Origin of the sequence: Neisseria sicca, from assembly GCF_003044565.1 — a bacterium.
GTDB lineage: Bacteria > Pseudomonadota > Gammaproteobacteria > Burkholderiales > Neisseriaceae > Neisseria > Neisseria sicca_A.
Genome location: NZ_POXG01000001.1, coordinates 343,031 through 367,900 on the forward strand (window position 1 = coordinate 343,031; position 24,870 = coordinate 367,900).

The window sequence follows — 24,870 nt, forward strand, 5'->3', positions numbered from 1 at the left end:
TTTTCAATCGACAACGAAAGTAAAACACCCTATGTCTGCCATACCTTTGTCAAAACTCAGTAAAGGCGCAGTCGCGCACATCGACTCCATCGTCCCCAATTCGACTTTCGGCGAACTCGACCCGCTGGTTACGCGCCGTCTTGCCGACTTGGGTTTTTCAAGCGGAATGCCGTTGCAGGTGATTGCCGTCGGCGGATTTGGGCGCGGCCCGTTTGCCGTGCGTTTGGGCAACCAGTCGCAATTCTCGTTGCGTCAGGAAGAAGCGGGAAAGATTATGTGCCACGTGATTGACGGCTGACTTACGCCGTACGCGCAGGCAGGCTTCATATTCTGAAAATGTGCGGCAAAGGCAGGTTAAATCTGACCGCCCTATCCTTTTCAGACGACCCGGGTCGTCTGAAAGCGCCGTTTCAAAGCCTTTTCCCCAATCCAACGCCAAACTCATCACACAATCAAACAAGGAGAATAAATAAATGGAACTAAGCTATTTTGCCTTGATTGGCGCGCCAAACTGCGGCAAAACCGTTTTGTTCAACGGTTTGACCGGCGCACATGCCAAGGTTGCCAATTATCCGGGCGTAACGGTCGATAAGCGCGAGGGCGCCTTACTTGACGACAAGGCCGTTCGCATTATCGACCTGCCGGGCACATACAGCCTGCGCACGACCAGCCCCGACGAAGCGGTGGCGAAAGATGTCGCCGTAGGCAAGCTGGGCATTCCGCCCGACGCCATCATTGCCGTTGCCGACGCGACCAACCTGCGTATGACCCTGCGCATGATTTTGGAACTGAAAACGCTGGGACTGCCTATGGTGGTGTCGCTGAACATGAGCGACGTTGCCCGCAGAAGGGGCTTGAATATTGATGCGGCCAAACTGAGCGAGTTGTTGGATGCACCTGTTTTGGAAACAGTTGCCGTGAGCGCGTCGGGCGTACAGGCCGTGCGCGAAGCCGTGGCGAAGCTGCCGCGTAAACGCTCTTTCCCCGCCAACCCCGCTTCTGCCGAACGCACGCTCGAGGCGCTGGAGAGCGACAAACTTTATCAAGAAGTCGAATCGATTTTGGCACAGGTGGTGCGCACGGAAATGACGCTGCCCGCATGGCACAAAAAACTCGACGACATCGTGCTGCACCCCGTCTGGGGCATAATTATGCTGCTGTTTATCCTGTTTATGGTGTTCCAAGCGGTTTACACTTGGGCGGCACCGATTATGGAAGCCATCGAAGGCGGCTTTGCCGCGCTGGGCGAATGGATAGGCACCAACATGGAGCCGGGCATCCTCAGCGACTTGCTCGTCAACGGCGTCATTGCCGGTTTGGGCAGCGTGTTGGTGTTCGTGCCGCAGATTACGATTTTGTTCGCCTTCATCCTGCTTTTGGAAGACTCAGGCTACCTGCCGCGTGCGGCGTTCCTGCTGGATAACGTGATGGCGAAAAGCGGCCTGTCCGGACGCTCATTCATCCCGCTCCTGTCGAGTTTCGCCTGTGCCGTTCCCGCCGTGATGTCGGCGCGTACGATTAATGACCCGCGCGAACGCCTCGTTACCATCGCCGTCGCCCCGCTGCTGACCTGCTCCGCGCGGCTGCCCGTTTACGCGCTGATTATCGCCGCCGTCATTCCTAATCGCACCGTAGGCGGGATTTTCAACCTGCAAGGACTGACGCTGTTCATCCTCTATCTCGTAGGCATCCTGTCTGCCGCCTTGGCAGCGTATATCATGAAACGCTTGGCGCGTATGAAAGGCAACGTGCAGCAATTCCCGCTCTTGATGGAGCTGCCGACTTTCCGCACGCCCAACTTCAAACACATCATGACCAGCCTGTGGGACAGGGTAAAAGCCTTCCTCAAACGCGCCGGTACGATTATCTTCGCCCTTGCCGTAGTTTTGTGGGGCTTGGTAAGCTGGCCGCAACCGCCCGCAGGTGCAACAGGCGCGGCAATCGACTACAGCTTGGCGGGTATGCTCGGCCACGCTATCCAACCATTGTTCGCCCCGCTGGGCTTCACTTGGGAAATGTGTATCGCCATGATTCCGGGCATTGCCGCGCGTGAAGTCGTCGTTGCCGCACTGGGTACGGTCTATGCCGTCAGCGCGTCGTCTGAAGACGCCGTACAAAACGCGCTGATTCCGATTGTGCACAACAACTGGGGTTTGCCAACCGCCTTCGCCTTCCTGGCTTGGTATGTGTATGCCCCCATGTGTGCCGCGACATTGGCTGTGATTAAACGCGAAACCAAATCCACAAAAAATATGGTGATGATTACCGGCTATTTGTTCCTGATGGCTTACTTTGCCGCATTTGTGGTTTACCAAATTACTTCAAGGATACTATCGTCATGACTCAATATATTATCGTCGGCATCATCATGCTTGCCTGTCTGTTTTTCCTCTTGCGAAAATTCTTGTTCAAACCGAAAAAACACAATTGCAGCAGCGGCTGCGGCAAATGCGGCGGTTGCGGCTGAGCATGGATAGCTAGAAAGAAGAAAGGTCGTCTGAAATGGTTTCAGACGACCTTTTGTATGTTTGGAGCTATAGTTTAGTGGTTGTTGTAGGACTTTCCATCATTCGGTAACAAAACGCTTAAACAGCCTTTTTTCTTGGAAAGATGATACAAGTAATTAAAAATATCAAAGTTCCGCCCACAAAATCAATAAAATGGTGTTGATAGACAAACAAGACCGAAATGGCGAGTAAAAATCCCCATATACCAAATAATGATTTTAAGAATTTGGATTTGACTTCTCTGCAATAAACCTCCGCCGAAAGAAAAGCAAAACTCACATGCAATGACGGGCATTGGTTAAAACTACTGTCCAATTTTCCCAATATATAAAAGAAGGATTTTAAAATTTGGTTATCGACTTCGGGTTTGGGAAAATAAAATTTCATTGGAAATATGACAAATAAAGCAGTAGAAACCGCAATTAAAAAGGCTGCCCTCTTTATCAGCAATTTCAAATTGCTTTCGTTCTTTTCCAAAAATATAGTGGCTAAGAAGAAAACCTGAGACGTCATATAAGGCAACATAAATATGGGCAAAAAAGGAATATTCCTTTCCCAGCCCATAAAATATGAAGGCACGTTATCGACTGTATAGGTATAAAACTCAGCCCCTTTGTACAAAATGACAAAAAATATCGATATAAAAATTGTATATTTAATCTTTAATTTTGACAGCTTATCCACTTGCAAACTTTCTCCAGTCACAATTCCAACTTAATCAAAACAGCAAAATTGCATCACGATATCATATATGGTAATGATATGGAATATCTGACACTATTTGCACATAAGCATTAAATCGTAAGAAAAAATGTAGGGATAAAACAAAATGGAATATCTGATTAATTTTAGGGACGGTATCATTACTTATGAAAATTTATTTTGGTTATTTAAATACACCCCTCATGAAGCAATTGATCAACTTGAATTTGAAGAAGATCTATTACAAGTATCTTTCTTTGATGAGAAATACATTTTAGATGTTGGATGGTATCCGAATCCTAGAAAAAACGGGGTATTTAAAGTCTACGTCATTAAAAATTATGATTGGGAAAATCCACTATTTACCCGCTCTCATAGAGATATAAATCATTTAATTCCTATTATTGAACAAGGGATTAACTGTATATATAAGAAATACCTCCATCGGTGAGCCTAGTTTGGGTCATACCCAACCATCACATCTAAGCCTTCACAACAAAAAGGTCGTCTGAAAAGCAAACTTCGGTTTTCAGACGACCTCAATAATTCCAAACTTTCAACCAACCTTATTTCAACGCTTCCAGCAGCTTCCCGTGTATCCCGCCGAAACCGCCGTTGCTCATCACCAAAATATGATCGCCTGCTTCGGCATTTTTCACGATTTCGGCAACGAAGGCATCGAAGTCTTGTCCGACGTGCAGCTTGCCGCCCAAAGGCGCGAGGGCTTCGGCGACGTTCCAGTCCACACCGCCGGCGTAGCAGAACACTTGGTCGGCACCTTTGAGGCTTGCGGGCAGGGCGGCTTTCATGGTGCCGAGTTTCATGGTGTTGGAACGCGGCTCGAGGACGGCGAGGATGCGGGCGTTTCCGACGCGCTGGCGCAGGCCTTCTATGGTGGTTTCTATGGCAGTCGGGTGGTGGGCGAAGTCGTCGTAAACGGTGATGCCGTTCACCGTGCCTTTGATCTCCATGCGGCGTTTGACGTTTTTAAATGCGCTCAAGGCTTCGCAGGCGGTCTGAATATCAACTCCGGTATGGCGTGCGGCGGCGATGACGGCGAGCGCGTTCATGCGGTTGTGTCCGCCCATCAAATCCCATGCGACGTGTCCGGCTTTTTTGCCGTCAAGCAATACGTCGAACGAGCCGTCGGCATTGACTTCGCCGACCTGCCAGCCGTGTTCGGTGCCGAATTTTTCCACCGGCGTCCAGCAGCCTTTGTCCAAAGTATCTTGCAGGCTTTGCTGCTGCCCGTTGCAGACGATTAAGCCTTCGGATGGCACGGTGCGCACGAGGTGGTGGAACTGGGTCTGTATCGCGCCCAAATCGGCGAAGATGTCAGCGTGGTCGAATTCCAGATTGTTCAACACGACGGTACGCGGGCGGTAATGTACGAATTTGGAGCGCTTGTCGAAAAAGGCGGTGTCGTATTCGTCGGCTTCGATGACGAAAAACGGCGATTTGCTGTTCGGATCTTGGCGCGGCGTTTGCGGCAGGCGGGCGGAAACGCTGAAGTTTTCGGGTACGCCGCCGATGAGGAAGCCCGGCGCGAGTCCGGCATATTCCAAGACCCATGCGAGCATAGACGCAGTGGTCGTTTTGCCGTGCGTCCCCGCCACGCCGAGTACCCAATGATGGTGCAGCACGTTTTCCGACAGCCATTGTGGGCCGGAAATGTAAGGCAGACCGCGGTCCAAAATCGCTTCAACCACCTCCATCCCGCGCTTGGCGACATTGCCGATAACGTAAACGTCGGCTTTAAATTCGTCCAACTGCGCAGCATCGAAGCCTTCGTGTACGTCTATGCCCAAGGCTTCGAGCTGGGTGCTCATCGGCGGATACATCTTCGCGTCGCAACCGCTGACTTTGAACCCCGCTTCTTTGGCAATGGCAGCAACCCCGCCCATAAACGTACCGCCAATACCGATAATGTGGATGTGTTTCATGATAAGACCGTCTTTTGAATGAAATAATTGGAAAGCCGCCATTATAACGGAGTTTGGATGAAGGGGTCGTCTGAAAAACAAAGCTGTAAAAGGAAGCAGGTATCTCAATCATCAAGCTGATACTGGAAAGATTTTCTTTTTTGAGAATGAATCGCAAACTAAAACCGTCTGCCTGACTCTAAGCATTGAAACAAATAATCAGATGTTTTCCTAGGGATAAAATATCTGAGGAAAAACTGACCGAACATTAATACAAGTCAAACATACTAGATATTAATGATTAATCCCCGCTTGGAAACCTTTGTTTTTCTAGGCTTCCAATATAGAATCCAAGAAAAAATTACTTAATCTTACATTACACGGTTTACTCGCTTTTTTAGATTTAAAAATTGTTAACAAACTAAAAAGGCTTGCGTATGTCCGCGAATGAAGAAATTCAACCCAAGCGTCCTAAATACTTTTTATGGACTGCTTTCATAGTGGGTATTTTGGCTACCATAGCTGTTGTTGAACCCGCCTTATTCACCAACACAATCACCGACGTCAGTAAGTTCTTTTATTTGAAGTTCGACTGGCTGATTATGTGGCTGCCTCTATTGGCATTTACCGTGTGTATGGTCGTTGCTTTATCCCCCCGCTTCGGCAATATCAGGTTAGGCGGAAAGGATGCCCAGCCAGAATATTCATTCTTTTCTTGGATGAATATGCTGTTTACCGCCGGCATCGGTGTGGGCATCGTGTTCTTCGGCCCGATTGAGGCGTTGTGGCACTATTATCATTCGCCCATCGGTATACAAGCTGCAAATTTGCCTGAATACCAGAAAGTGGAAAATGCAATGAGCCTTGCGTTGCATGTATGGGGTATTCCGGCATGGTCGCTTTATACCATCGGCGGGCTGGTGCTGGCATATTTCATGTATCAGCATAAAACGGAATGTACGCCCTCCGCGCCGCTGGAATATGCGTTCAAACACAAGAAATGGGCAAAACCATTGGGCATTTTGATTACAGGCATAGCGATTGTGTCGATTGCCATGTCGGTTTCCTCTTCCATTGCCATGGCTTCCACCCAAATCTCTTCCGGTCTGAAAATCATCACCGGAACAAACTTCAGCACAATAGGCTGGCAAACCGTCGTTCTGATCATTATCGCTTCCCTTTATACTTTGGGCGCTGTGTTGCCGATTGAAAAAGGTATGAAATGGCTGGGCGATTTGACCGTAGTTTTGTCTTTGCTCATGCTGGTCTTTGTTTTCTTGGTCGGCCCGACCCACTACTTCCTCAGTAATTTGGTCGTGTCTATCGGCAATATCCTCACTCAAACCGTTCACCATTCTTTCGAGCTTTATTTGTTCCATAACCGCGATTGGCTGGTATGGTATCCGATGGCTTACTGGGTATGGTGGATTACTTGGACACCGTTTGTAGGCGTGTTCCTCGCCAAAATTTCCAAAGGCCGCACTTTGCGCGAATTCGTGCTGGCTTCGATTATGGTACCGGTCGGCTTCTTGGTAATCTGGTTCTCCGTATTTTCCGGCTTCAGCCTGCTTGACACCGTAGAAGGTACCGGACGCTTGGCGGAAATTGCCAATAAAGGCGACTACGAAGGTACATTCTATTATCTGCTCAACATGCTGCCTCTGTCTTTCGCAACCAAACCGCTGACTGTGGTTCTGTTTCTCGGCTTCGTGGTAACTACTGTAACCAGCTCCGCCATTTCTCTAGGCATTATGACCAGCAACGACGGACGCCGCGAAAACAAAACCCGCGCAGTAATTTGGGCGATCTTAATGTCGCTTATCGCCTACGCCGTGATTGTTACCGGCAAAATGGAAGGTATTAAAGCTGTCGGCTCATTCTCCGGCTTCCCGTTTGTATTCATTATGTACTTATGGTTCGCCGCACTTTGGCGCCAGCTCAAACGCGACGTACCCCGCGTATCGCCTGCCGTCCAAGAACCCGTAAAAAACAAGGAGTAAACCGTGGATAAACAAATTATGTATTTGAATCAAAGCGTTCAAGACAACATTATCGAAACTGTATTGATGGTTTTGGTTCTCGCCTTTTTAGGCTATGTCATCAAACTGGCCTTTATTGAAAAAGACGATTAAACACTTATAGGCAGGCATTACCGCCTGCCCCCAATGAATAGGAGAACACGATGTCCCAAACACCCCGCCTCCCTGTACCTGATTTGACCGAAACCTGCGAACGCTATTTGAAACAGGTACGTCCGCTGCTGAGTAATGAAGCTTTTGAAAAAACCGCAGCGACTACCCGTAATTTCGAATCGCGCAAAGGCAAAGAATTGCAAGCCGCGTTGCAGCAATTTGCAGCAGAAGTCGAAACCAGCTGGTTGATCGACGCTTGGCTCGAAAGCTATCTGCGCGTACGCACTCCGCTGCCTTTAGCCAGCAACGTAGGTTTCAACATCCAAACTCAAGGTAAAGGGCTGGCGGAGTGGGCATCGGCATTGGCTGCGGTGTGCGCTGATTATCACCATCAGCGCATTCCCGTGCCGCAAACCCCGCAAGGTACGCCCGTATGCATGGAGCAATGGAAAATTTTGCAAGGCGCCGCGCGCGTGCCGCAAAAAGAAGTCGACGGCTTCCGCTTCTCACCCAACGGCAGCCGCCACATCGGCATATTGCACAACGGCTTCTACTACCGCATTGCCGCGCTCGACGAACAATTTGAAGCCTACCATCCCGATGCGTTCAAACAGGCATTTGAAGAAATCCTTTCCGATACCCATCAAAACAAATATTCGGTAGCCGTACCCTGCTACTTGGGCGGCAACGAAACCGCCCGCGTGTACCAAGCCCTGCAACAGCATGACGACAACACCCGCCTGCTGGAACACATCGAACAAGACCTGTTCCACATCAGCATCAGCAGTGAAGATCTCGATGCCGACAGCGATTTGGCGCAAACCACGTTCCAACCCAAGCAAAACGTTTGGTGCTACAAACCCACCACCTATTGCTACAACACCAGCACCAAACGCCTGTATCTGCATTGCGAACACACTTGGGCTGACGGTGGCGCGCTCAAAGGCATCGTTACCCTTGCCGCAGCCAAACTGGCTGCACGCGGCGGCAAGAAAACCCGCCCTGCTGTCCACCGCTACGAATGGCAGTTGGATGCCGACTTGCTGAAAAACTGGGACAACTGGCAGCAAAACTATGCCAAACAGGCTGACCAGATGCACGTAACCAGCGTTACCATACCGTTCAACGGCTTAACCATTCCCCAAGGCATGAGCCAAGACGCATTGATGCAGTTCCTCCTGCAATATGCCCAGCTCACCACCTACGGCAGCGTCCGCAACACATACGAAGCCGTTGACGTGAGCCACTTCAAAAACGGCCGCACCGAATGTGTGCGCCCCGTTTCCAACGAATCTTTGGTTTTCGTCAGCACCTTATTGCAGGAAAAACCTTCTCGCGAAGCACTGGAAGCCGCGCTTGCCGAACACAAAGCCCGCATCAAAGCCAGCAAACTCGGTCAAGGCGCCAACCGCCACCTGCTCGGTTTGAAACTGATGGCAGCCAAAACCAACAGCCAGCCAGTCTTTTTCAAAGACGAAGGCTACGAGACCTTTACGACCGACTTCCTCTCTACCTCAACCGTAGGCGACAACAGTACGGTAGTAAACTTCGCCTTTGCCCCCACCTCGGTTGGCGGCTTGGGCATCAACTACACCATTACGCCCGAAGGCTGGCTCTATACAGTAAGCCACACCAAAAACCAACAGCAGAAAGTCAACGTATTCTTGGAAGCCCTGAAAGTCGGCGGACAACATCTGCTCGAATTTCTCAACGCTTGACGAAATACCTGTCTGAAAGCCTGCTTTCTTTTCAGACAGGTTTAGATCTCTATACTGACCAATGGTGGCATTATAGAGAACAAATATTTCAGACGACCTCAAATAAGGTTTTGAGGTCGTCTGAAAACAAAAAGCCCGCATCTTTAAGTCTGCACTTACTAAATACATCCATCGAGATTAGATGGTTTTATGCGATTACAAACAACAACCATACTCCCAATATCGGAAGCAACAAATTGACAGGGGTCGTCTGAAAAGCAGAAATCGCGTACGTACAATCCGCTCGCACTCTACATCAAAATTGTAAGTTTCATCGTTGCTACTGTGTACTTATACCTCTATAAAACATTCAAAAAAATCAAAGTGATTTTTATCAAATGCAATTAATAACTTGCCTTCAGGAATTTTTTTCCTGGTCATACCGCCTATACAAATCCCGAGATTCTTAAAAAGAATATATTTTTTTCCTTCGATAAATTCTGAATCGATGGCTTTAAGGTCTTCGATTGAATTTTTAAATATATCAATATCTCCTAATATGGGATTAGAATCTTTTAAGCAATATCCATAAACCAATTGATCGTTTTCATAAACTGAGACCTTTGCAATAACATAGGTTACTAAAATTTTATGCTCAATCTCATTTTCAAAATGCAAAACCTTTCTGATTTTTCCTACTTTTTGCTCAATATTAGGAAGGTTTTAGTCAATTGAAATTTTTTGGCGCATTTTTATGCGTCAAATTTCGTTAACAGACTATTTTTGCAAAGGTCTCAAACTAACTCACAAGCATTCCTATATTCCACCTTATTATTCATAATATTATCTTCAACCATTCTTGCTGGTTTTCCATATTTTTCTTGTATTTCCTCAAGAGAAGTACCAAATACGAAATCACCAATTGATTCATATGGTTTAATCAAGTAGGTCATATTAACCCTTTCCAATATATTTACATTAATAAAATTAGGAACACTTACCAATAACTCTGCACAATCTTGCTACCTGTTTCCCAGAAATTAATCCCTGCCGTTTAGCTCCGAAATCATCCTTCCTAGATGATTTGATATCCGCCTTTGATTCTAACTCAGTTGATTTCTTTTTGAAGCAGTCTTGCTGGTAACTTCTTGAACAACTCCCACCATTTTTACCAGTTCCTTCAACAGCAACCGTGCGCCATCATCGGGAGAAGCGATTTGGTAGAGGTCGTCTGAAAATCGGTTTTCAGACGGCCCCAAATTCGGATTGTAAGTGCAACTTTCCATAAAAGGAAAAGACCAGTATGCGGCTGAAGCCCAACCAAACATTAAGACCTTTAATAAGATTATTATAGGATACCAATCATGATAAATACTGATTATTTTTGGTTTAGAGAATGCCCTATATGCGATAGACAGGGTAGATTAATTATAAAAAAGATAATTAACTCTAATAAGTTATTTTTCTGCTGCGATGAATGCATGAGTTGCTGGGAAAATGAGGCTGATTTGACTCAACAAAGAAAAAAATTTATGGAATATTCTATCAAGTCAAAGATAGTGAACGCTTCAGAAGAAGATATTAGTAATTTTCATTGGGAAAAATATAAATTACATAAATGTTCTGATACATTCATATGATTTTAGTACATACAAGAAATTTGCCTTTACACTACGGCTTGAGCTTCATTCCGTACATCTCGTTCCCGTCTACAGAACCAGCATAAACTTATGGAAAATCAAAATATTTTAGGCATAAAAAACAAGTCAGAATTAATAGAAAAAATTGAATTCATGACATCTTTAGGTATTTATCAAGCTGAATCAATAGCAACTACACTTATGGACTACTATGTTTTTGGAAATAATCAGATTAGTTCTATTTCAAAACAAGACATTTTTAATTTTTGCATAATAATTTACTGCACACAGATTAAAAAAGGTGGAATTAATAGCAAATATTACCTAGCTGAACAGCTATTAAAAAGACAAAATATTTATTTAAAATTGGATAAGCATCTAGGAGAGTTTTTAATGAACATTGCTGCTTATGAAAATTCATCAAAAGCCTGTGGATACTTTAGTGATAAGTTTTACAAATTAAATCGTAAAGATTTAAGTAATTTTTGGGCAAGAAAAAGTACCATTGGATGCTTTGATAAAACTGGAATATCTCTAAATTTATTCTTTAACAAACAAAAAAGAGAAATAGTATTGAAATTATAATCAAGAACAAGTATAGATTGAGTCCAAATCCAATAAAGCCCAAAGGTCGTCTGAAATACATTTTCAGACGACCTTTTGACTGCTGAATAAGTTTTATTTGATGAAATTAACGCTCGCTCAATGCCTGTTTCATACGGGTAATTGGTTTGATCAGGTATTGGAAAATGGTTTTTTCACCGGTTTTAATATCCACCGTAGCAACCATACCGGGGATGATCGGCATGTCTTTACCGTTTTTGTCTTTCAGAGTGTTGTTCTCAGTTTGGACGATGACTCGGTAGTAAACTTGGTTGGGGTCGAGTTTTAAGTCATTGGCGCGGCTTTGCATGGAGTTGCTGACGGTATCGGCGCCGACAAGGGTAACTTTGCCGTCTAGACCGCCATAGATGGAATAGTCATATGCGCTGACTTTGACCAAAGCGGGCTGTCCTGCGCGGATAAAGGCGATGTCTTGCGGACGGATATAGGCTTCGACGAGAAGTTTGTCGTCAACGGGGACGATTTGCATGATTTCTTCGCCCGGGTTGACTACGCCGCCGATGGTATTGATTTTGATGTTTTTGACGATGCCGCGCATGGGAGAGCGGATTTGGGAGCGGTCAACCGGGTCGGCGCGCATTGCCATGTTTTCTTTGGATTGCGCCAGCTCGGACTCGGATTGTACGAGTTCGTTGTTGGCATCTGTCCTGTAACGGTTGCGGCGTTCAGCAATTTGCAGGGTCAGATCGCTGGATTCGCGGCGCATTTTGAGGAGTTCGACTTCGGACATAACGCCTTGTGCCACCATAGGTGCAGTAATGGCGATTTCGCGATCAAGTGCTGCTTTGCTTTGTACCAGACTTTGTACGGCATCGGTCATGGCTTGGCGGCGGGCATTATATGCGGCAGTTTCGCGGCGACGAAGTTCAGGGCTGACGTTTTTAGGGAAAGTGAGTTTGCCGCCGTAGGCTTCGGCTTTCAGGCGGGCGATGGTGGCTTCGAGGTTTTGGACTTTGGCTTCGCTCTCACGTAAAACGGCAAGGCTGCGGGTGTCGTCGAGCTTCAGCAGAATTTGGTCTTTTTCAACCAAATCGCCTTCTTTAACCATCATTTGGGTAATCACGCCGGGATCCAAACTTTGGATGACTTGTTCGCGGCTACTGGGGATGACGTTGCCGTTACCGCGGGTTACTTCTTCGACGGTACTGTTGTATGCCCAGACGACAAAGACGACGAGCAATAGGAAAAACAGGATGATAACCCAAAATTGGCCGCTGTGTTTTTCTTTTTGTAAGGCTGCATTCAAATCGTTGATGAGATGCAGGTCTTTGGATTTAACGTTGTTTTCGCTCATAATGATGAATCTTCGGTATCTGTTTGTTGTTTTCAAAGAGGTCGTCTGAAACGCTTTCTACGTGTTTTCAGACGACCTTTTCCCTTTTCGTCATGCTTGCGCCGCTTCGCCGGGACGTTGGTTTTCTTGCGCTTGTTGTGCTGCTTTGACTTTGTTTTGCTCGTTTTGCATCAGTTTTTGCAACACTAAATCGCGCGGACCGTCCATAACGACTTTGCCGTTTTCCATCACGATAATGCGGTTAACGATTTGCAGCACTTGCGGACGGTGGGTGACCAAAAGCATTGTGCGGTTGCGTCCCCATTGGGCGATAGCGTTCAATGCCATGCGTTCCGTACCTTGGTCGAGACTGGTTGTCGGTTCATCCAAAAGGACGACTTTGGGGTCGCGCAGCGTCATTCGTGCGAGGGCGATGATTTGTTTTTGACCGCCGGACAGACCCAAGCCGTCTTCACCCAAAGGCATATCCAAGCCTCTCGGGTGGTTGCGGATGATTTGGTCCAGACCGAAGCGTTTGAGTGCGGTCAGCAGGTCTTGGTCGGTCGAATAACTGTCGGAACGTGCCAAGTCCATGTTTTCGCGCAATGTGCCCAAGAAGAGGCGTGGAGATTGGCTGAACAGGAGAACTTGGTTACGCAGGAAATTCGGATCGAGTTGACGCATATCCACGCCGTCGAGGGTTACGTTACCTTTTTCGGTATCGTACAGACCGCTTGCCAGCTTCAGCATGGTACTTTTACCGCTACCGATGCGTCCGAGAATACCGACTTTTTCACCGGGTCGGATGTTGATGCGCAACTCGTCAACCGCGTTATTGCTTTCGTTTTTGTATTTGAACGTTACGTTTTCAAAGGCGATATTGCCTTGAACGTTATCCAAAGTGATGTATTTGCGCTCCGGGCTGCGTTCAATCGGACGGGAAACAATGTCGTTCACGCCTCTTAACGCCAACTTAGCCTGTTGGAAGCGGGTGGCAAGGCCGGCAACTTGAGCCAACGGCGCCAATGCTCGACCGGACAGGATGACTGAGGCAATCAGCGCACCCATAGTGATTCGTTCTGCGTGGTTATCAGCATGAATCAGATAGGTACCGACCACGACTAAAAAGACGGTATTGAGTTGCTGCATGGCAACGGCGAAGTTGACCATGAAGTTGCTGGTATCTTTCACTTTGATGGACGAGGCGGAGGTTTTAGCGGTAAATTCGTCCCAGCGTTGTTGTGCCCATGAAGTCGCGTTGTTGGTTTTCAGGGTTTCGATACCTTCGATGGCTTCTACGGCAAGACCTGAACGTTGCGAACTTTCTTTCATAGATTCGTTAATATGGCGCGACAAGGGGCGTTGGACGATGAAGCCGACAATAACGACAATCGGAATGATGGCCAAAGGAACCAAAGCCAATTTGCCGCCGACTATCGAAATAACAAAGATAAACAGCAATAGGAACGGCAAGTCCACCAAAGTCAACAGGCTCGCGCTGGTCATGAATTCGCGTACGGATTCAAATTCGCGCAGGTTGTTGGCGTATGAGCCGGACGAAGCAGGACGGTCGGCGAGGCGCAATGCCATCACGCGGCGGAACAAGGCGGAGCTGATAATCAGGTCGGCTTTTTTACCAGCGATGTCGGTCAAATGACCGCGTATCATCTTGGCGGCAAATTCGAACAAAATGGCGAGGACAACACCGATACTCAAAACCCACAGGGTTTCATAGGCTTGGTTGGGAATGACGCGGTCGTACACGTTCATGACATACAACGAGCTGACCAAAGCGAGGAAGTTGATGATGACGGTCGCCAAAATTACTTGATAGTAATAGCTGCGGAAACGCCAAATGACTTTCCAAAACCATGCTTTGGGAAGGTGATATTCGGGCAGTTCGGAACGGGTGTCCGCCGCCATTTTAGGCTTGATAAACCAACAGTAACCCAGATACAGACCGGAAAGCTGGTCATGATCAAGCTGCTGCTCCAAGCCATCTACCTGACGGATATGATATTTTCTGTTTCGACCCGAGCCTTCGATATTGGTAATGACGGCAGCCTCTTCGTTGTGAAGAATGATCATCACAGGAACGGCAAGCGAAGGAATGTCTTCCAGATTGCGCTTGGACAATGTGTTTTCAAAGCCATGGCTGCGCAAGACTTCGACGAGGGAATGATAGTTGACATTGAGTTTTTTATCCCGCACCACCTCTGCCGTCAGCGCGGCTTCTGATACAGGCGCCCCTAAGAGACGGGTAACCAACACAATATGTTCAATGATTGCTTTCATGATAATTCGCGTAATGAGTAATGATGTTAAGATTTTATGTTATTGCTTCAAGCCTGCCCAATTTGCCACTTGCGCCTGCGCAGATAAATAATCCAACGCGGCATCGCGGAAATCGTTGCGCGCTGAAATGTTTTCCTGCTCGATGCTGGACAATTCGTTGTATGCGCCCAAAACGTCGGTCAACGTGCGGCGGGCGATTTTGAATTGCAGTTCGTAAGTTTTAACCACGTCTTTTTGAGCGGCAATATGTTGCGCGGCAATATCGGCACGGCGTTCGCTCTCGCGCATGTCGATTTCGGCAGTTTGGGTTTTCTCGGTAATGTCGCGCATAATCTGCTCGGATTTCGATTCGGCAGCAATCAATGCATCAGCATTTTTCTGCACATTATGGCGCGCGGCAACGTCCAAGACATTCCATGCCACATTCAGATAAAGCTGTCTGTTGTCGCGGTTCGCATTACCTTCCAAATTTACGGCGGGTAGACGTTCTGCCTTGGAAACGTCCAAATCTGCCTTCACGCTGTCGCGTTCTGCTACCTGCGCCCGATAGGAAGGATTGGTGTTGTTATCGACGGTTTTGAAACGGCGAACCAATGATTCCGCGCTGTCGTTGGCAAACGGATCTTCCAAATCTTCTGCCGTCAACTGCCGTCCGGTGTAGCGGGACAAGCGGCTCAACGCCAATTCCATCGTGCGTTGTTGTTGCGCGATTGATGATTCGACCTGCAACTGGCGCGCACGCGCTTCGATAAGTTCGGAACGGCGACCGCTGTCGTATTTCACAATAATATTCAAATCTTTCAGAAGATTATTGTGTCGAACCAAGCTCTGACGGTTAATGCGCAGGATTTCTTTTGCGCGTAATGCGGTCAAATAAAGTTTACCGATGTCGCTGCCCAAGCGTTCCTGATTTTCGAAATAACGATGATGGTAGTACTGCTCTCTGTTTTTATCGCGCCGTACCGCCGCATTGATGGCACCCCATGAATAAACATTCACAGTTCCGCGTATGCCGACACCGTCACTCATATCGCTGCTGGAATATTTGTTTTTCTGCGCCAAAACTTTGGTACCGGTCAGCGTCAACACAGGATAATGCCGAGCACGGGTTGCCTTTGTTGTGCTTTTTGCCGAATCTTCGGTCGCTTTCGCTTCTTTCACAATCGGATCGGACACCATGGCATCCCGCAAAATAGCCTGCAAAGGATACGCCTGCACCGTTGTCGCACACACCGCCGCACAAACGGCGGCAGCAAGCTTGCCAGCGCGAAGGATGGAAGCTTCGGGACGATTCAAAAATGTTTTTTTCTTCATATTATTCACAGCAATACGGTTCGTCATTTATCTGATTGGCAGAGGCGTGGCCTTTTGCAAATCAATTCTTTGAGCATATTATCATTAATCGGAATCTCTGTTTTCAGATTGCGACAAAAGGTAGTTATATGCTCCTGAAAGTAACATAGATGATATTCCTAATATTGCTAAATCACGACACCGTATTAAAACGGACAAAAGGTCGTCTGAAAACGACCTCCTGTTTACAGATGTCCAGCAATAATTTGCAGCATCTGCGCCAGCACTTTCGGATTGGCTGCCACAATATCGCCGCTTTCCAGCCAGCCTTCGTTACCAGACATATCGGTAACGATACCGCCCGCTTCCTGCACAATCAGCGCACCTGCGGCAACATCCCAAGGTTTTAGGTTGAACTCGAAGAAACCATCCAAACGACCGGCCGCCACGGCACACAAATCCAACGAAGCCGCACCTTCTCTGCGACCTCCGGCAGTTTTTGCTAAAAAGTCTTTCAAAATCACTAGATACTTGTCCATTATGCTTTGATCGACGACTGGGAAGCCTGTACCGATCAAGCAGCGGTTCAATTCGATGCGTGAAGAAACGCGGATGCGGCGGTCGTTGAGCAACGCACCTTTGCCGCGCGAAGCCATGTAAACATCGTTGCGTTCAGGTGCGTACACCAAAGCTTCCTGCAACACACCTTTGTGCAGCAGCGCCATAGAAATCGCGTATTGGGGATGGCCGTGTAAGAAGTTGGTTGTGCCGTCGAGCGGATCGATAATCCATTCATATTCCGCAGAGGCTTTGCCGTGAGAACCGCCTTCTTCGCAAGTGATTTTGTGATGCGGATAAGCTTCTTTGAGCGCTTCCACCAAAATCATTTCAGAATTGCGGTCAACGTCGGAAACAAAATCATTGAATGCCTTGCTGTCAACTTTGACGGCATCCAGATTGCCGCTTGCGCGGATCATCATCTGCCCGGCTTTACGGGCGGCTTTGAAAGCGGTATTTAAAAACGGATTCATGGGTTTTCTTTCTAAATCAGGTAAAATACCGTCTGGCGCATCTGCACCGGACGCAACGTTTGTACGTTTCCGACGTTGTTAAAGAACATTTCAGACGACCTCTCAAGCCTCAAGGCGAAAGGTCGTCTGAAAACAAAAAGATGGCGCATTATACCCGATTCCCGAACAAACCGAAAACAAAACATGACTTCAGCCAAGCCCGAATTGCCCGACTATCTCGGCAACATCCGCATCATCCTCACCCGCACCAGCCATCCCGCCAATATCGGCTCTGCCGCCCGCGCCATGAAGACCATGGGGCTGCACAATCTCACCATCGTCGCCCCGAATTTGATGTCCACGCCGATGACCGGGCAGCCGCCCGTTTTCAACCCCGAAAACCCGCAAGATTTCCAACTGCCGGAGGAAAGTTTCATCCTCGCTTCCGGCGCGGCAGACGTATTGCACAACGCCGTGATTGCCGCCACGCTTGACGAAGCCCTCGCCGACACCACGCTTGCCTGCGCCCTTACCAGCCGCCGCCGCGAAATCACTGCCCCGCTGCAAACCCCGCGCGAACTGGTTCCCGAATTATTGCAGGCGGCACAACGCGGAGAACAAGTTGCCCTCGTCTTCGGCAACGAAACCTTCGGCTTGAGCATCGAAGAAGTACAGGCATGCAACCGCCTAATGACCATCAACGGCAATCCCGACTATTTCTCGCTCAACCTCGCCCAGGCGGTGCAGGTTGTGTGTTACGAAATCTTCAGTCAGACCGATATGCCCATGACCCACCTGCAACAAGAAGACCACGCCGCTACACACGAGCAAATCAAAGGCATGGTCGCCCACATGGAAAGCGTCATGGACGACATCGGCTTCTTCAACCGCCGCAACAGCGAACGCTTGATGCGCCGTATGCAAAGCCTGTTCGGCCGCGCCAACACACAAACCGAAGACATCGATATCCTGCGCGGCTTTTTCAATACCGTCAGCCATCGTTTGAAGAAGAAAGACTAAAAAAGGTCATCTGAAAATTCTCTATGGCGGATATAGTGTTACGATGAGTAGATGCAAGTTGACCCTTGACCATTACCGCTGATTCTGCTTGTTGATGGCTGGGATAAGAAAAAAGCTGCTATTTTCATAGCAGCTTTTTTTGGTTTGGCGGAAGCGGTGAAATTCGAACTCACGGAGGGCTATCAACCCTCGACGGTTTTCAAGACCGTTGCATTAAACCGCTCTGCCACGCTTCCTGTTTGATTGTTTGATTTGTCTTGGTCGAAATGGTGGATTAACCAAACAAAGGATTTTTGTCCTTAGTAGTTTTCAGGCTGCTGTATTCAGCTTTGTCTACCACTTTTCTTCAAGATAAAGTAAAACCAAATAAAAATGCTGTTGCACAAGGCTTCAATTCATCTTTATTTGGTTTTGCTGTTTTCAAGAAATGGCGGAAGCGGTGAGATTCGAACTCACGGAGGGCTATCAACCCTCGACGGTTTTCAAGACCGTTGCATTAAACCGCTCTGCCACGCTTCCGTCTCTTGAAGCGGGAATAATAATGAAATTCGTCCGGTTTGCCAAGCGAAATTTTAGGCTGAATATTTAGTTTTTTGTTTTTACTTGGTTTGTTCTTTGCGCATAAACACCCATTCAGACTCATTGGACGCTGCTTCGTTAAATGCGTAACCTTCGTAATCGAAGTTTTTCAGCATTTCCGGGTCAGCGATATTGTGTTCTGCCGCATAGCGTACCATAAGTCCGCGCGCGCGTTTGGCGTAGAAGCTGATGATTTTGTATTTACCGTTTTTTTCGTCCTTGAAAACGGGGGTAATCAGGCGGGCTTTGAGTTTTTGGATGTTGACGGATTTGAAATATTCTTGCGAGGCGAGGTTAACCAGTATGTCGCTGTCGGCTTGGGCAAGGGTGTCGTTCAACAAATCGGTAATGATGTCGCCCCAAAATTCGTACAGATTCTTGCCGCGCGTATTCGCAAATGCGGTTCCCATTTCCAGACGGTAGGGCTGCATCAAATCCAGCGGGCGTAAGACGCCGTATAGACCGGAAAGCAGGCGGACGTATTGTTGCAGATATTGGATTTCTTCGGGTTTGAGGGTGTCTGCGGCGATGCCTTCGTAAACGTCGCCGTTGAACATAAAGACTGCCTGTTTGGCGTTGTCGGGGGTAAACGGCGTATGCCATTCGGCGTTGCGCTCGGCGTTTAAGAGGGCGATTTTGTCGGAAACGTACATCAGCTCGGCGATTTGCTGCGGGGCAAGTTCACGCAATTGGCGCATCAGGATTTCGGCTTCCGCCAAGAGGTCGGGTTGGGTAAATTCTTTGACGGGCGCGGGGTCTTTTTCATTGAGGTTTTTGGCGGGAGAGAGAACGAAAAACATGATTGGCTCGGAGATGTGATAAACAGCAGCATTGTAGGTTTAAAATGTTTTATGGGCAAGTTTATAAAGTGAAGCAAATACCGTTATAGCAAAGACTGTTTGAATGGAATTAAAAAGGTCGTCTGAAAGCTTGGATTTGAGGTTTTCAGACGACCTTTTATTGAACCGCTACTTTATTCAGCGATACAGGGAAACGATGGTTTCGGCGGCTTTGACGCAACTGTCGACATCAGCAACCAAGGCGATGCGGACGTAGCCTTCGCCGGGATTGCCCCATTCGGTATCGCGGGCGAGGAAGCGACCGGGGAGGACTTGGATGGCGGCTTTTTGCCAGAGGTTTTTGGCAAATGCCAAATCGTCGCCATCGGGGACTTTCAGCCAGATGTAGAACGATGCGTCGGGCAGTTTGACATCGAACGCCTGCTGCAAAATGGGGATGACGCGGTCGAATTTTTCCTGATACAGGCGGCGGTTGGCGATGACGTGTTCTTCGTCGTTCCATGCGGCGATGCTGGCGCGTTGGACGGGGATGCTCATTGCGCTGCCGTGATAGGTGCGGTAGAGCAGGAAGTTTTTAAGCAATTCGGCATCACCTGCGACAAAACCGGAGCGCAGTCCGGGAACGTTGGAGCGTTTGGAGAGGCTGGTGAACATGACGATATTGCGATTGCTGCGACCTAATTGCGCTGCTGCCTGTAAGCCGCCTATGGGTTTGTTGCCGTCGAAATAAATTTCGGAATAACATTCGTCGGAAGCGATGATGAAACCATATTTGTCTTGCAGATCAAAGATTTCTTGCCAGTCTTCCAGTTGCAGGACGCTGCCGCTGGGGTTGTTGGGCGAGCAGACGAACATGACTTTGGTGCGTTGCCATACGCCTTCGGCAATGCTTTTCCAATCGGGCTTGAAGGACGGGGCGGGACAGTTGGCAAAACGGATTTCGCCACCACCGAGAATGGCTGCGCCTTCGTAGATTTGATAGAACGGATTGGGGCTGAGGACGACGGGTTTGAGGTCGTCTGAAACGGGATTTAAGACAGCTTGAACGAAGGAAAACAAGGCTTCGCGGCTGCCGAGTACGGGCAGGACTTCGGTGTCGGGATTGACGGTCAACCCGTCGTAACGGCGTTGCAGCCAGTCGGCACAGGCTTGGCGCAGTTCGGGCAAGCCTGCGGTCAGAGGGTATTTTTCCAGTTCGTGCAGCGAGGAGGTTAGTGCATTGGTGATGACTTCGGGCGTAGGGTGTTTCGGCTCGCCGATGTGCAGGTGGACGGGGGCGACGCCTTCGGGAGGGTTAACGCCCTGCATGGCTTCGCGCAGGCGGGCAAACGGATAGGGTTGGAGCTGGTTGAGTAGTGGGTTCATGGGTGTTCCAAATGTCTATCGAGACGGTCATCTTAGCATTTTTTATGCGGATTTTGTTGACAATGTATCCATAGAAAGGGAGGCAGGATGAAGGTCGTCTGAAAACTGTTTTCAGACGACCTTTGGAGAAGAACATGATTTGCCAGCGATAAAAAAGAGCATATTAAATATGCCCTTTTTTGTTTTGCAAATCTGCGGATATGATTTATTTCGCTGCTGCGGGGAGAGCGCCGTTGAGCAGGTATTGAATGGTTTCTTGAACTGTGCGGATAGCATTGCCAAAAGGCAGCGGATCTTTACCGCGGAAAAACAATCCCTTATCGACTTCGCCACGGAAAGCGGCAGAGAGTTGGATGTCGATGCAGAATTGTCCTGCTTTTGCCAAACCGTCACGCAAGCCGCAGCTGGTCAGACAGTTCAAGCCTTGCGTACAGCGGCGCGGGTCGGCTTTGGCGTTGGCTTGCAGCTTGGATTCGCGCTTGATGTAGCTGTCTAGGAATTTGGTACGCACACCGCGTGCGGGCAGTCCGGCAACAGACATAAATTCGACAACATGCTCGGTTTCCGCGCCTGCCAGCGTTTTTTTGAAGTTGATGTGGGCATCGCCTTCTTCAGTAACGGCAAACGCCGTGCCGATTTGGACGGCGGACGCACCCCAGTTTTTCAGGGCAGTTTTGACTTTTTCAAAGTTCGCCATGCCGCCGGCGAGGATGAGCGGGATTTTTTCACTTTCAAGACCTAAGTTCTTGAATACTTCAAAAGTTTCTTCGATGACGCGTTTGAATTCAAACTTGGCATCGTTCACACCTGCCACGCTTGCCGCGCCTAAGTGTCCGGCAGCGTGCGCGGGATGTTCGATAACGATAGCGTCGGGCAAAACACCTTTTTTCATCCAGCGTTTCAATACGATACCGATACCGCGCGATTCGGACAAAATCGGGAACAGGGCGACATCTTTGTGATAACCCTCAGTCATTTCAGGCAAATCCAGCGGTAATCCCGCACCCATCACAATCGCGTCCGCACCCGATTCGCAGGCTTGGCGGACGTAGGCGGCGTGGTCTTTGACGGCTTTCATGACGTTAACGGCAATCATACCTTTGCCGTTTGCGTCGGCTTTGGCTTTTTGGATTTCGCGGTCAAGCGCGGTACAGTTGAGTCGGGTGTATTTTTCTTCGCTCGGGTTGATTTTGGATTCGGCGAGCAGGTCGTCATGCAAGTGGCGCAAATCAACGCTGGCAATCGTGCCGACACCGTTTTCGCGGGCGACCGCGCTGGAGAGTTTCGATGCGGAAACGCCCACGCCCATTCCGCCTTGGACGACGGGAATCAATGATTTGCCTCGGATGAGCAATGGGTCGAAGTTGTTTTGCATGTATGGGTTCCTTGATGGTTGCAGGGGCGGACTGATATTTTCAGGCCGGCTTTGCTGAATTTTTGAAAATTGCTTTTTAATCAATTAGTAAGGTTTGTTTTTTTACTCAGCCTGATGATATTAAGCTGCTTGCATTTTAGATTTTAGTAATTATACTCTAAATGTGGACAAAAATTAGAGTATCAATACAGTTTTTGCAAATTAAATTTGAAAAGTATTGTTAACTAAGAAATATTTTTTAGGGTTAGGTCGTCTGAAAGATAGAGTTATCGGAGGTTGGTTTGGATGAAGGCTGTCCGTTTTGCCTACTTTCATTCCATTTGATTAGGTTAGGCAAAGAATTACGCATAAGAAAAGGTCGTCTGAAAATTGATTTCAGACGACCTTCCCTACATCACTTCAAATCAAATCGGATTACAATTTCCACTCGCTCAGTTTGGCAGCATAGGCTTCCAAGTCTGCAATCGGACGGGTTGCCACGCCGCTTTCCATCGCAGCTTTGGCGGCAGCCGAAGCAACGCGCGGCAGCAGGCGGGAATCGAACGGGGTCGGAATCAGGTATTCCGCGCCGAATTCGAATTTTTTACCGTAAGCGGCAACCACTTCTTCGGTTACCTCTTCCATTGCCAAATCTGCCAAGGCGTATACGCAGGCGCGTTTCATTTCTTCGTTGATGGTCGTCGCGCCGACATCCAACGCGCCGCGGAAGATGAACGGGAAGCACAATAAATTGTTCACTTGATTCGGGAAGTCGGAACGGCCGGTACCGATGACCACGTCAGGACGGGTTTCTTTTGCCAGTGGCGGCAGGATTTCCGGATTCGGGTTTGCCATGGCGAACACGATAGGCTTGGCGTTCATGGTGTTCAGCATTTCAGGCGTCAACAGGTTCGCGCCGGAGAGGCCCAAGAATATGTCTTTGCCTTTGACGGCATCGGCAAGCACGCGTTGACCGTTGTCTTCAATGGCGTAGAACTGTTTGGACTCGTCCATGCGGTCTTTGTCTTCGCGGGTTTTGTAAATTACGCCTTTGGAGTCGCAAACGGTAACGTTTTCGCGTTTCAGACCCAAATCGAGCAGTTGGTTTAAGCAGGCAATCGCAGCCGCACCCGCACCGGAGCAAACCAAGGTCGCTTCTTCGATTTTACGGCCGGTATAGCGCAGGGCATTCAATACGGCGGCGGCGGTAATGATGGCGGTACCGTGTTGGTCGTCGTGGAATACGGGGATTTTGCAGCGTTTGCGCAATTCGCGTTCGACGTAGAAGCACTCAGGCGCTTTGATGTCTTCGAGGTTGATACCGCCGAAAGTCGGCTCCAACGCAGCGATGATGTCTACCAGTTTTTGCGGGTCTTTTTCATCAATTTCGATGTCGAATACGTCCACGCCAGCGAATTTTTTGAACAATACGCCTTTGCCTTCCATCACAGGTTTGCCCGCCAACGCGCCGATGTTGCCCAAGCCCAAAACGGCGGTACCGTTGGAAATCACAGCAACCAAGTTGCCTTTGGCGGTGTATTTGTACGCATTTTGCGGATCGGCATGGATTTCCATACAAGGAGCCGCTACGCCCGGCGAGTACGCCAAAGCCAAGTCTTTGGAAGTGGCCAGCGATTTAGTGGGGGTAACGGAGACTTTACCCGGCACGGGGAATTCGTGAAATTTCAGTGCGGCTTCTTTCAATGAGTTTTCCATTTTTCGATCCTGTTGCGAGAGAGAGATTTTGAGTTGAGGTCGTCTGAAACATTGGTTTCGGGACGATTGGCGTTACAAAACCATTTATTCATAAATAAACCTATTTTGTAACGGGCTGTAATTCTATCATATTCCCAATACGGCGCATACCGCTATTTTCTATCTGAAACAGCTAATTTTGAGGCAAAACATATACTTTCAGACGACCTTCATTCGGTTTTAAACATCCATACCGAAACTACGCGCCAGCGCATATTCGATATCCGCCCTTACCTCTTCCAAACTCCGGTTGCTATCGATAATCGCATAGCGTTCGGGATGCGCGGCGGCGCGTTCGAGATAAACAGCACGCACGCGGGTGAAAAAATCCGCCTGCTCCTGCTCGAAACGATCTTTCTCGCGCGTCTGCCCGATACGCGCCATCGACACTTCCAGCGGCACGTCCAGCAGCAAAGTCAAATCAGGACCAAACCCGCCCTGCACCCAATTTTCCAGCATTCCAATATCTTGCAGAGGAACGCCGCGCCCGCCGCCCTGATACGCAAAAGTCGCATCGGTAAAACGGTCGGAAACGACATGAACGCCGTCCGCCAGCGCAGGCAGGATGACGTCTTCAAGATGCTGCTGCCGCGCGGCAAACATCATTAAAGTCTCCGCGCGCAATCCCGCCTTGGTTTCAGGATTCAGCAAAATTTCGCGCAAAGCTTCGCCGACAGGCGTACCGCCCGGCTCGCGGGTGAACAATACGGGAAGATGATGGGATTCGAACCATTGGCGGATAACTGCAAGATTGGTCGATTTGCCCGCACCGTCTATGCCGTCCAGAGTGATGAATTTGGGTTTCATAAGGTCAATTTTATTGAGAGAACGGATGTTCAAAAGGTCGTCTGAAAGCGGGATTATAAATGCTTTCAACGCTCTTGATACAGTTCGGGACTGAT

General features: G+C 48.5%; 22 protein-coding genes and 2 tRNA genes. 9 read left to right on the forward strand and 15 right to left on the reverse strand.

Annotated elements, in window-relative coordinates; translation table 11 throughout:
• Positions 1-31 precede the first annotated feature (31 nt).
• The 3 genes from DBZ16_RS01755 to DBZ16_RS01765 all read left to right on the forward strand — a co-directional run bounded on the left by DBZ16_RS01755 (position 32) and on the right by DBZ16_RS01765 (position 2,467).
• Positions 32-298 carry a FeoA family protein gene (locus DBZ16_RS01755; protein ID WP_003742387.1) on the forward strand — a complete coding sequence of 89 codons (267 nt, stop codon included), beginning with the start codon at positions 32-34 and terminating at the stop codon, positions 296-298.
• Positions 299-473: 175 nt separating this feature from the next.
• Positions 474-2,342 carry a ferrous iron transporter B gene (feoB, locus tag DBZ16_RS01760; RefSeq protein ID WP_107812709.1) on the forward strand — a complete coding sequence of 623 codons (1,869 nt, stop codon included), beginning with the start codon at positions 474-476 and terminating at the stop codon, positions 2,340-2,342.
• Positions 2,339-2,467, forward strand: a complete 129-nt coding sequence (locus tag DBZ16_RS01765) for a FeoB-associated Cys-rich membrane protein (protein WP_107812710.1) — start codon at positions 2,339-2,341, stop codon at positions 2,465-2,467. The genes feoB and DBZ16_RS01765 overlap by 4 nt, the downstream gene beginning before the upstream one ends.
• A 118-nt stretch (positions 2,468-2,585) precedes the next feature.
• Here DBZ16_RS01765 and DBZ16_RS01770 read toward each other — a convergent pair whose 3' ends face one another.
• On the reverse strand, positions 2,586-3,191 hold the full coding sequence (locus DBZ16_RS01770; RefSeq protein ID WP_070512143.1) for a phosphatase PAP2 family protein: 606 nt from the start codon (positions 3,189-3,191) through the stop codon (positions 2,586-2,588).
• Between the two features lie 145 nt (positions 3,192-3,336).
• Between DBZ16_RS01770 and DBZ16_RS01775 the strand changes: the two genes are divergently transcribed.
• On the forward strand, positions 3,337-3,660 hold the full coding sequence (locus DBZ16_RS01775; RefSeq protein ID WP_070512038.1) for a hypothetical protein: 324 nt from the start codon (positions 3,337-3,339) through the stop codon (positions 3,658-3,660).
• Between the two features lie 115 nt (positions 3,661-3,775).
• Here the strand turns inward: DBZ16_RS01775 and mpl are convergent, their stop codons facing one another.
• Entirely contained in the window at positions 3,776-5,152 is a 1,377-nt protein-coding gene (mpl, locus tag DBZ16_RS01780) for a UDP-N-acetylmuramate:L-alanyl-gamma-D-glutamyl-meso-diaminopimelate ligase (protein ID WP_107813093.1), read from the reverse strand.
• A 416-nt stretch (positions 5,153-5,568) separates the two neighbouring features.
• Between mpl and DBZ16_RS01785 the strand changes: the two genes are divergently transcribed.
• Genes DBZ16_RS01785 through DBZ16_RS01790 form a run of 3 tightly spaced genes read left to right on the forward strand, consistent with a single transcriptional unit; the run spans position 5,569 to position 8,981 of the window.
• Complete coding sequence (locus tag DBZ16_RS01785; protein WP_107812711.1) at positions 5,569-7,131, forward strand: BCCT family transporter; 1,563 nt, start codon at positions 5,569-5,571, stop codon at positions 7,129-7,131.
• A gap of 3 nt (positions 7,132-7,134) precedes the next feature.
• Positions 7,135-7,263 carry a hypothetical protein gene (locus DBZ16_RS16490; RefSeq protein WP_276308300.1) on the forward strand — a complete coding sequence of 43 codons (129 nt, stop codon included), beginning with the start codon at positions 7,135-7,137 and terminating at the stop codon, positions 7,261-7,263.
• A 50-nt stretch (positions 7,264-7,313) separates the two neighbouring features.
• The gene (locus tag DBZ16_RS01790) at positions 7,314-8,981 is read left to right on the forward strand and encodes a choline/carnitine O-acyltransferase (protein WP_107812712.1); all 1,668 of its coding nucleotides are present in this window, start codon (positions 7,314-7,316) and stop codon (positions 8,979-8,981) included.
• Between the two features lie 330 nt (positions 8,982-9,311).
• Here DBZ16_RS01790 and DBZ16_RS01795 read toward each other — a convergent pair whose 3' ends face one another.
• Both DBZ16_RS01795 and DBZ16_RS01800 read right to left on the reverse strand, forming a co-directional pair.
• Entirely contained in the window at positions 9,312-9,638 is a 327-nt protein-coding gene (locus DBZ16_RS01795; protein WP_107812713.1) for a hypothetical protein, read from the reverse strand.
• A gap of 116 nt (positions 9,639-9,754) precedes the next feature.
• Positions 9,755-9,913: a hypothetical protein gene (locus DBZ16_RS01800; RefSeq protein WP_205836766.1), complete on the reverse strand. Its 159-nt coding sequence runs from the start codon at positions 9,911-9,913 to the stop codon at positions 9,755-9,757.
• A 777-nt stretch (positions 9,914-10,690) separates the two neighbouring features.
• Between DBZ16_RS01800 and DBZ16_RS01815 the strand changes: the two genes are divergently transcribed.
• Positions 10,691-11,185: a hypothetical protein gene (locus DBZ16_RS01815; RefSeq protein WP_107812716.1), complete on the forward strand. Its 495-nt coding sequence runs from the start codon at positions 10,691-10,693 to the stop codon at positions 11,183-11,185.
• A 106-nt stretch (positions 11,186-11,291) separates the two neighbouring features.
• Here the strand turns inward: DBZ16_RS01815 and DBZ16_RS01820 are convergent, their stop codons facing one another.
• From DBZ16_RS01820 to DBZ16_RS01840, 4 genes are all read right to left on the reverse strand, one after another.
• Complete coding sequence (locus DBZ16_RS01820) at positions 11,292-12,518, reverse strand: HlyD family type I secretion periplasmic adaptor subunit (protein ID WP_107812717.1); 1,227 nt, start codon at positions 12,516-12,518, stop codon at positions 11,292-11,294.
• Between the two features lie 90 nt (positions 12,519-12,608).
• Positions 12,609-14,792 carry a type I secretion system permease/ATPase gene (locus DBZ16_RS01825; RefSeq protein WP_107812718.1) on the reverse strand — a complete coding sequence of 728 codons (2,184 nt, stop codon included), beginning with the start codon at positions 14,790-14,792 and terminating at the stop codon, positions 12,609-12,611.
• A gap of 39 nt (positions 14,793-14,831) precedes the next feature.
• Entirely contained in the window at positions 14,832-16,133 is a 1,302-nt protein-coding gene (locus DBZ16_RS01830; protein WP_107812719.1) for a TolC family protein, read from the reverse strand.
• A gap of 197 nt (positions 16,134-16,330) precedes the next feature.
• The gene (locus tag DBZ16_RS01840) at positions 16,331-17,116 is read right to left on the reverse strand and encodes an inositol monophosphatase family protein (RefSeq protein ID WP_107812720.1); all 786 of its coding nucleotides are present in this window, start codon (positions 17,114-17,116) and stop codon (positions 16,331-16,333) included.
• A 183-nt stretch (positions 17,117-17,299) separates the two neighbouring features.
• On the opposite strand from DBZ16_RS01840, the gene DBZ16_RS01845 reads away from it, so the two are divergent.
• Positions 17,300-18,115, forward strand: coding sequence for an RNA methyltransferase (locus tag DBZ16_RS01845; RefSeq protein ID WP_107812721.1), 816 nt, complete (start codon positions 17,300-17,302; stop codon positions 18,113-18,115).
• Between the two features lie 145 nt (positions 18,116-18,260).
• On the opposite strand, the gene DBZ16_RS01850 is transcribed toward DBZ16_RS01845, so the two are convergent.
• The 7 genes from DBZ16_RS01850 to tmk all read right to left on the reverse strand — a co-directional run bounded on the left by DBZ16_RS01850 (position 18,261) and on the right by tmk (position 24,775).
• Positions 18,261-18,351: transfer RNA gene (locus tag DBZ16_RS01850), tRNA-Ser, on the reverse strand.
• 192 nt (positions 18,352-18,543) lie between these two features.
• Positions 18,544-18,634, reverse strand: a tRNA-Ser gene (locus tag DBZ16_RS01855).
• A gap of 80 nt (positions 18,635-18,714) precedes the next feature.
• The gene (yaaA, locus tag DBZ16_RS01860; protein ID WP_107812722.1) at positions 18,715-19,494 is read right to left on the reverse strand and encodes a peroxide stress protein YaaA; all 780 of its coding nucleotides are present in this window, start codon (positions 19,492-19,494) and stop codon (positions 18,715-18,717) included.
• 177 nt (positions 19,495-19,671) lie between these two features.
• Positions 19,672-20,859 (reverse strand): succinyldiaminopimelate transaminase, encoded by a 1,188-nt coding sequence (gene dapC, locus DBZ16_RS01865; RefSeq protein WP_107812723.1) that lies wholly within the window; start codon positions 20,857-20,859, stop codon positions 19,672-19,674.
• 205 nt (positions 20,860-21,064) lie between these two features.
• A complete protein-coding gene (locus tag DBZ16_RS01870) occupies positions 21,065-22,234 on the reverse strand; it encodes an NAD(P)H-dependent flavin oxidoreductase (protein WP_107812724.1) in 1,170 nt (389 codons plus the stop codon).
• Positions 22,235-22,648: 414 nt separating this feature from the next.
• Positions 22,649-23,929 (reverse strand): malic enzyme-like NAD(P)-binding protein, encoded by a 1,281-nt coding sequence (locus tag DBZ16_RS01875; RefSeq protein ID WP_107812725.1) that lies wholly within the window; start codon positions 23,927-23,929, stop codon positions 22,649-22,651.
• 219 nt (positions 23,930-24,148) lie between these two features.
• Complete coding sequence (tmk, locus tag DBZ16_RS01880) at positions 24,149-24,775, reverse strand: dTMP kinase (RefSeq protein WP_107813094.1); 627 nt, start codon at positions 24,773-24,775, stop codon at positions 24,149-24,151.
• Between the last annotated feature and the right edge of the window lie 95 nt (positions 24,776-24,870).

Excerpts from the sequence above, each read along its gene's own strand:
- DBZ16_RS01755 (WP_003742387.1), top strand. The coding sequence starts at position 32 with ATGTCTGCCATACCTTTGTCAAAACTCAGTAAAGGCGCAGTCGCGCAC.
- feoB (WP_107812709.1), top strand. The coding sequence starts at position 474 with ATGGAACTAAGCTATTTTGCCTTGATTGGCGCGCCAAACTGCGGCAAA.
- DBZ16_RS01765 (WP_107812710.1), top strand. The coding sequence starts at position 2,339 with ATGACTCAATATATTATCGTCGGCATCATCATGCTTGCCTGTCTGTTT.
- DBZ16_RS01775 (WP_070512038.1), top strand. The coding sequence starts at position 3,337 with ATGGAATATCTGATTAATTTTAGGGACGGTATCATTACTTATGAAAAT.
- mpl (WP_107813093.1), bottom strand. The coding sequence starts at position 5,152 with ATGAAACACATCCACATTATCGGTATTGGCGGTACGTTTATGGGCGGG.
- DBZ16_RS01785 (WP_107812711.1), top strand. The coding sequence starts at position 5,569 with ATGTCCGCGAATGAAGAAATTCAACCCAAGCGTCCTAAATACTTTTTA.
- DBZ16_RS01790 (WP_107812712.1), top strand. The coding sequence starts at position 7,314 with ATGTCCCAAACACCCCGCCTCCCTGTACCTGATTTGACCGAAACCTGC.
- DBZ16_RS01800 (WP_205836766.1), bottom strand. The coding sequence starts at position 9,913 with ATGACCTACTTGATTAAACCATATGAATCAATTGGTGATTTCGTATTT.
- DBZ16_RS01815 (WP_107812716.1), top strand. The coding sequence starts at position 10,691 with ATGGAAAATCAAAATATTTTAGGCATAAAAAACAAGTCAGAATTAATA.
- DBZ16_RS01820 (WP_107812717.1), bottom strand. The coding sequence starts at position 12,518 with ATGAGCGAAAACAACGTTAAATCCAAAGACCTGCATCTCATCAACGAT.
- DBZ16_RS01825 (WP_107812718.1), bottom strand. The coding sequence starts at position 14,792 with ATGAAAGCAATCATTGAACATATTGTGTTGGTTACCCGTCTCTTAGGG.
- DBZ16_RS01830 (WP_107812719.1), bottom strand. The coding sequence starts at position 16,133 with ATGACGAACCGTATTGCTGTGAATAATATGAAGAAAAAAACATTTTTG.
- DBZ16_RS01840 (WP_107812720.1), bottom strand. The coding sequence starts at position 17,116 with ATGAATCCGTTTTTAAATACCGCTTTCAAAGCCGCCCGTAAAGCCGGG.
- DBZ16_RS01845 (WP_107812721.1), top strand. The coding sequence starts at position 17,300 with ATGACTTCAGCCAAGCCCGAATTGCCCGACTATCTCGGCAACATCCGC.
- yaaA (WP_107812722.1), bottom strand. The coding sequence starts at position 19,494 with ATGTTTTTCGTTCTCTCTCCCGCCAAAAACCTCAATGAAAAAGACCCC.
- dapC (WP_107812723.1), bottom strand. The coding sequence starts at position 20,859 with ATGAACCCACTACTCAACCAGCTCCAACCCTATCCGTTTGCCCGCCTG.
- DBZ16_RS01870 (WP_107812724.1), bottom strand. The coding sequence starts at position 22,234 with ATGCAAAACAACTTCGACCCATTGCTCATCCGAGGCAAATCATTGATT.
- DBZ16_RS01875 (WP_107812725.1), bottom strand. The coding sequence starts at position 23,929 with ATGGAAAACTCATTGAAAGAAGCCGCACTGAAATTTCACGAATTCCCC.
- tmk (WP_107813094.1), bottom strand. The coding sequence starts at position 24,775 with ATGAAACCCAAATTCATCACTCTGGACGGCATAGACGGTGCGGGCAAA.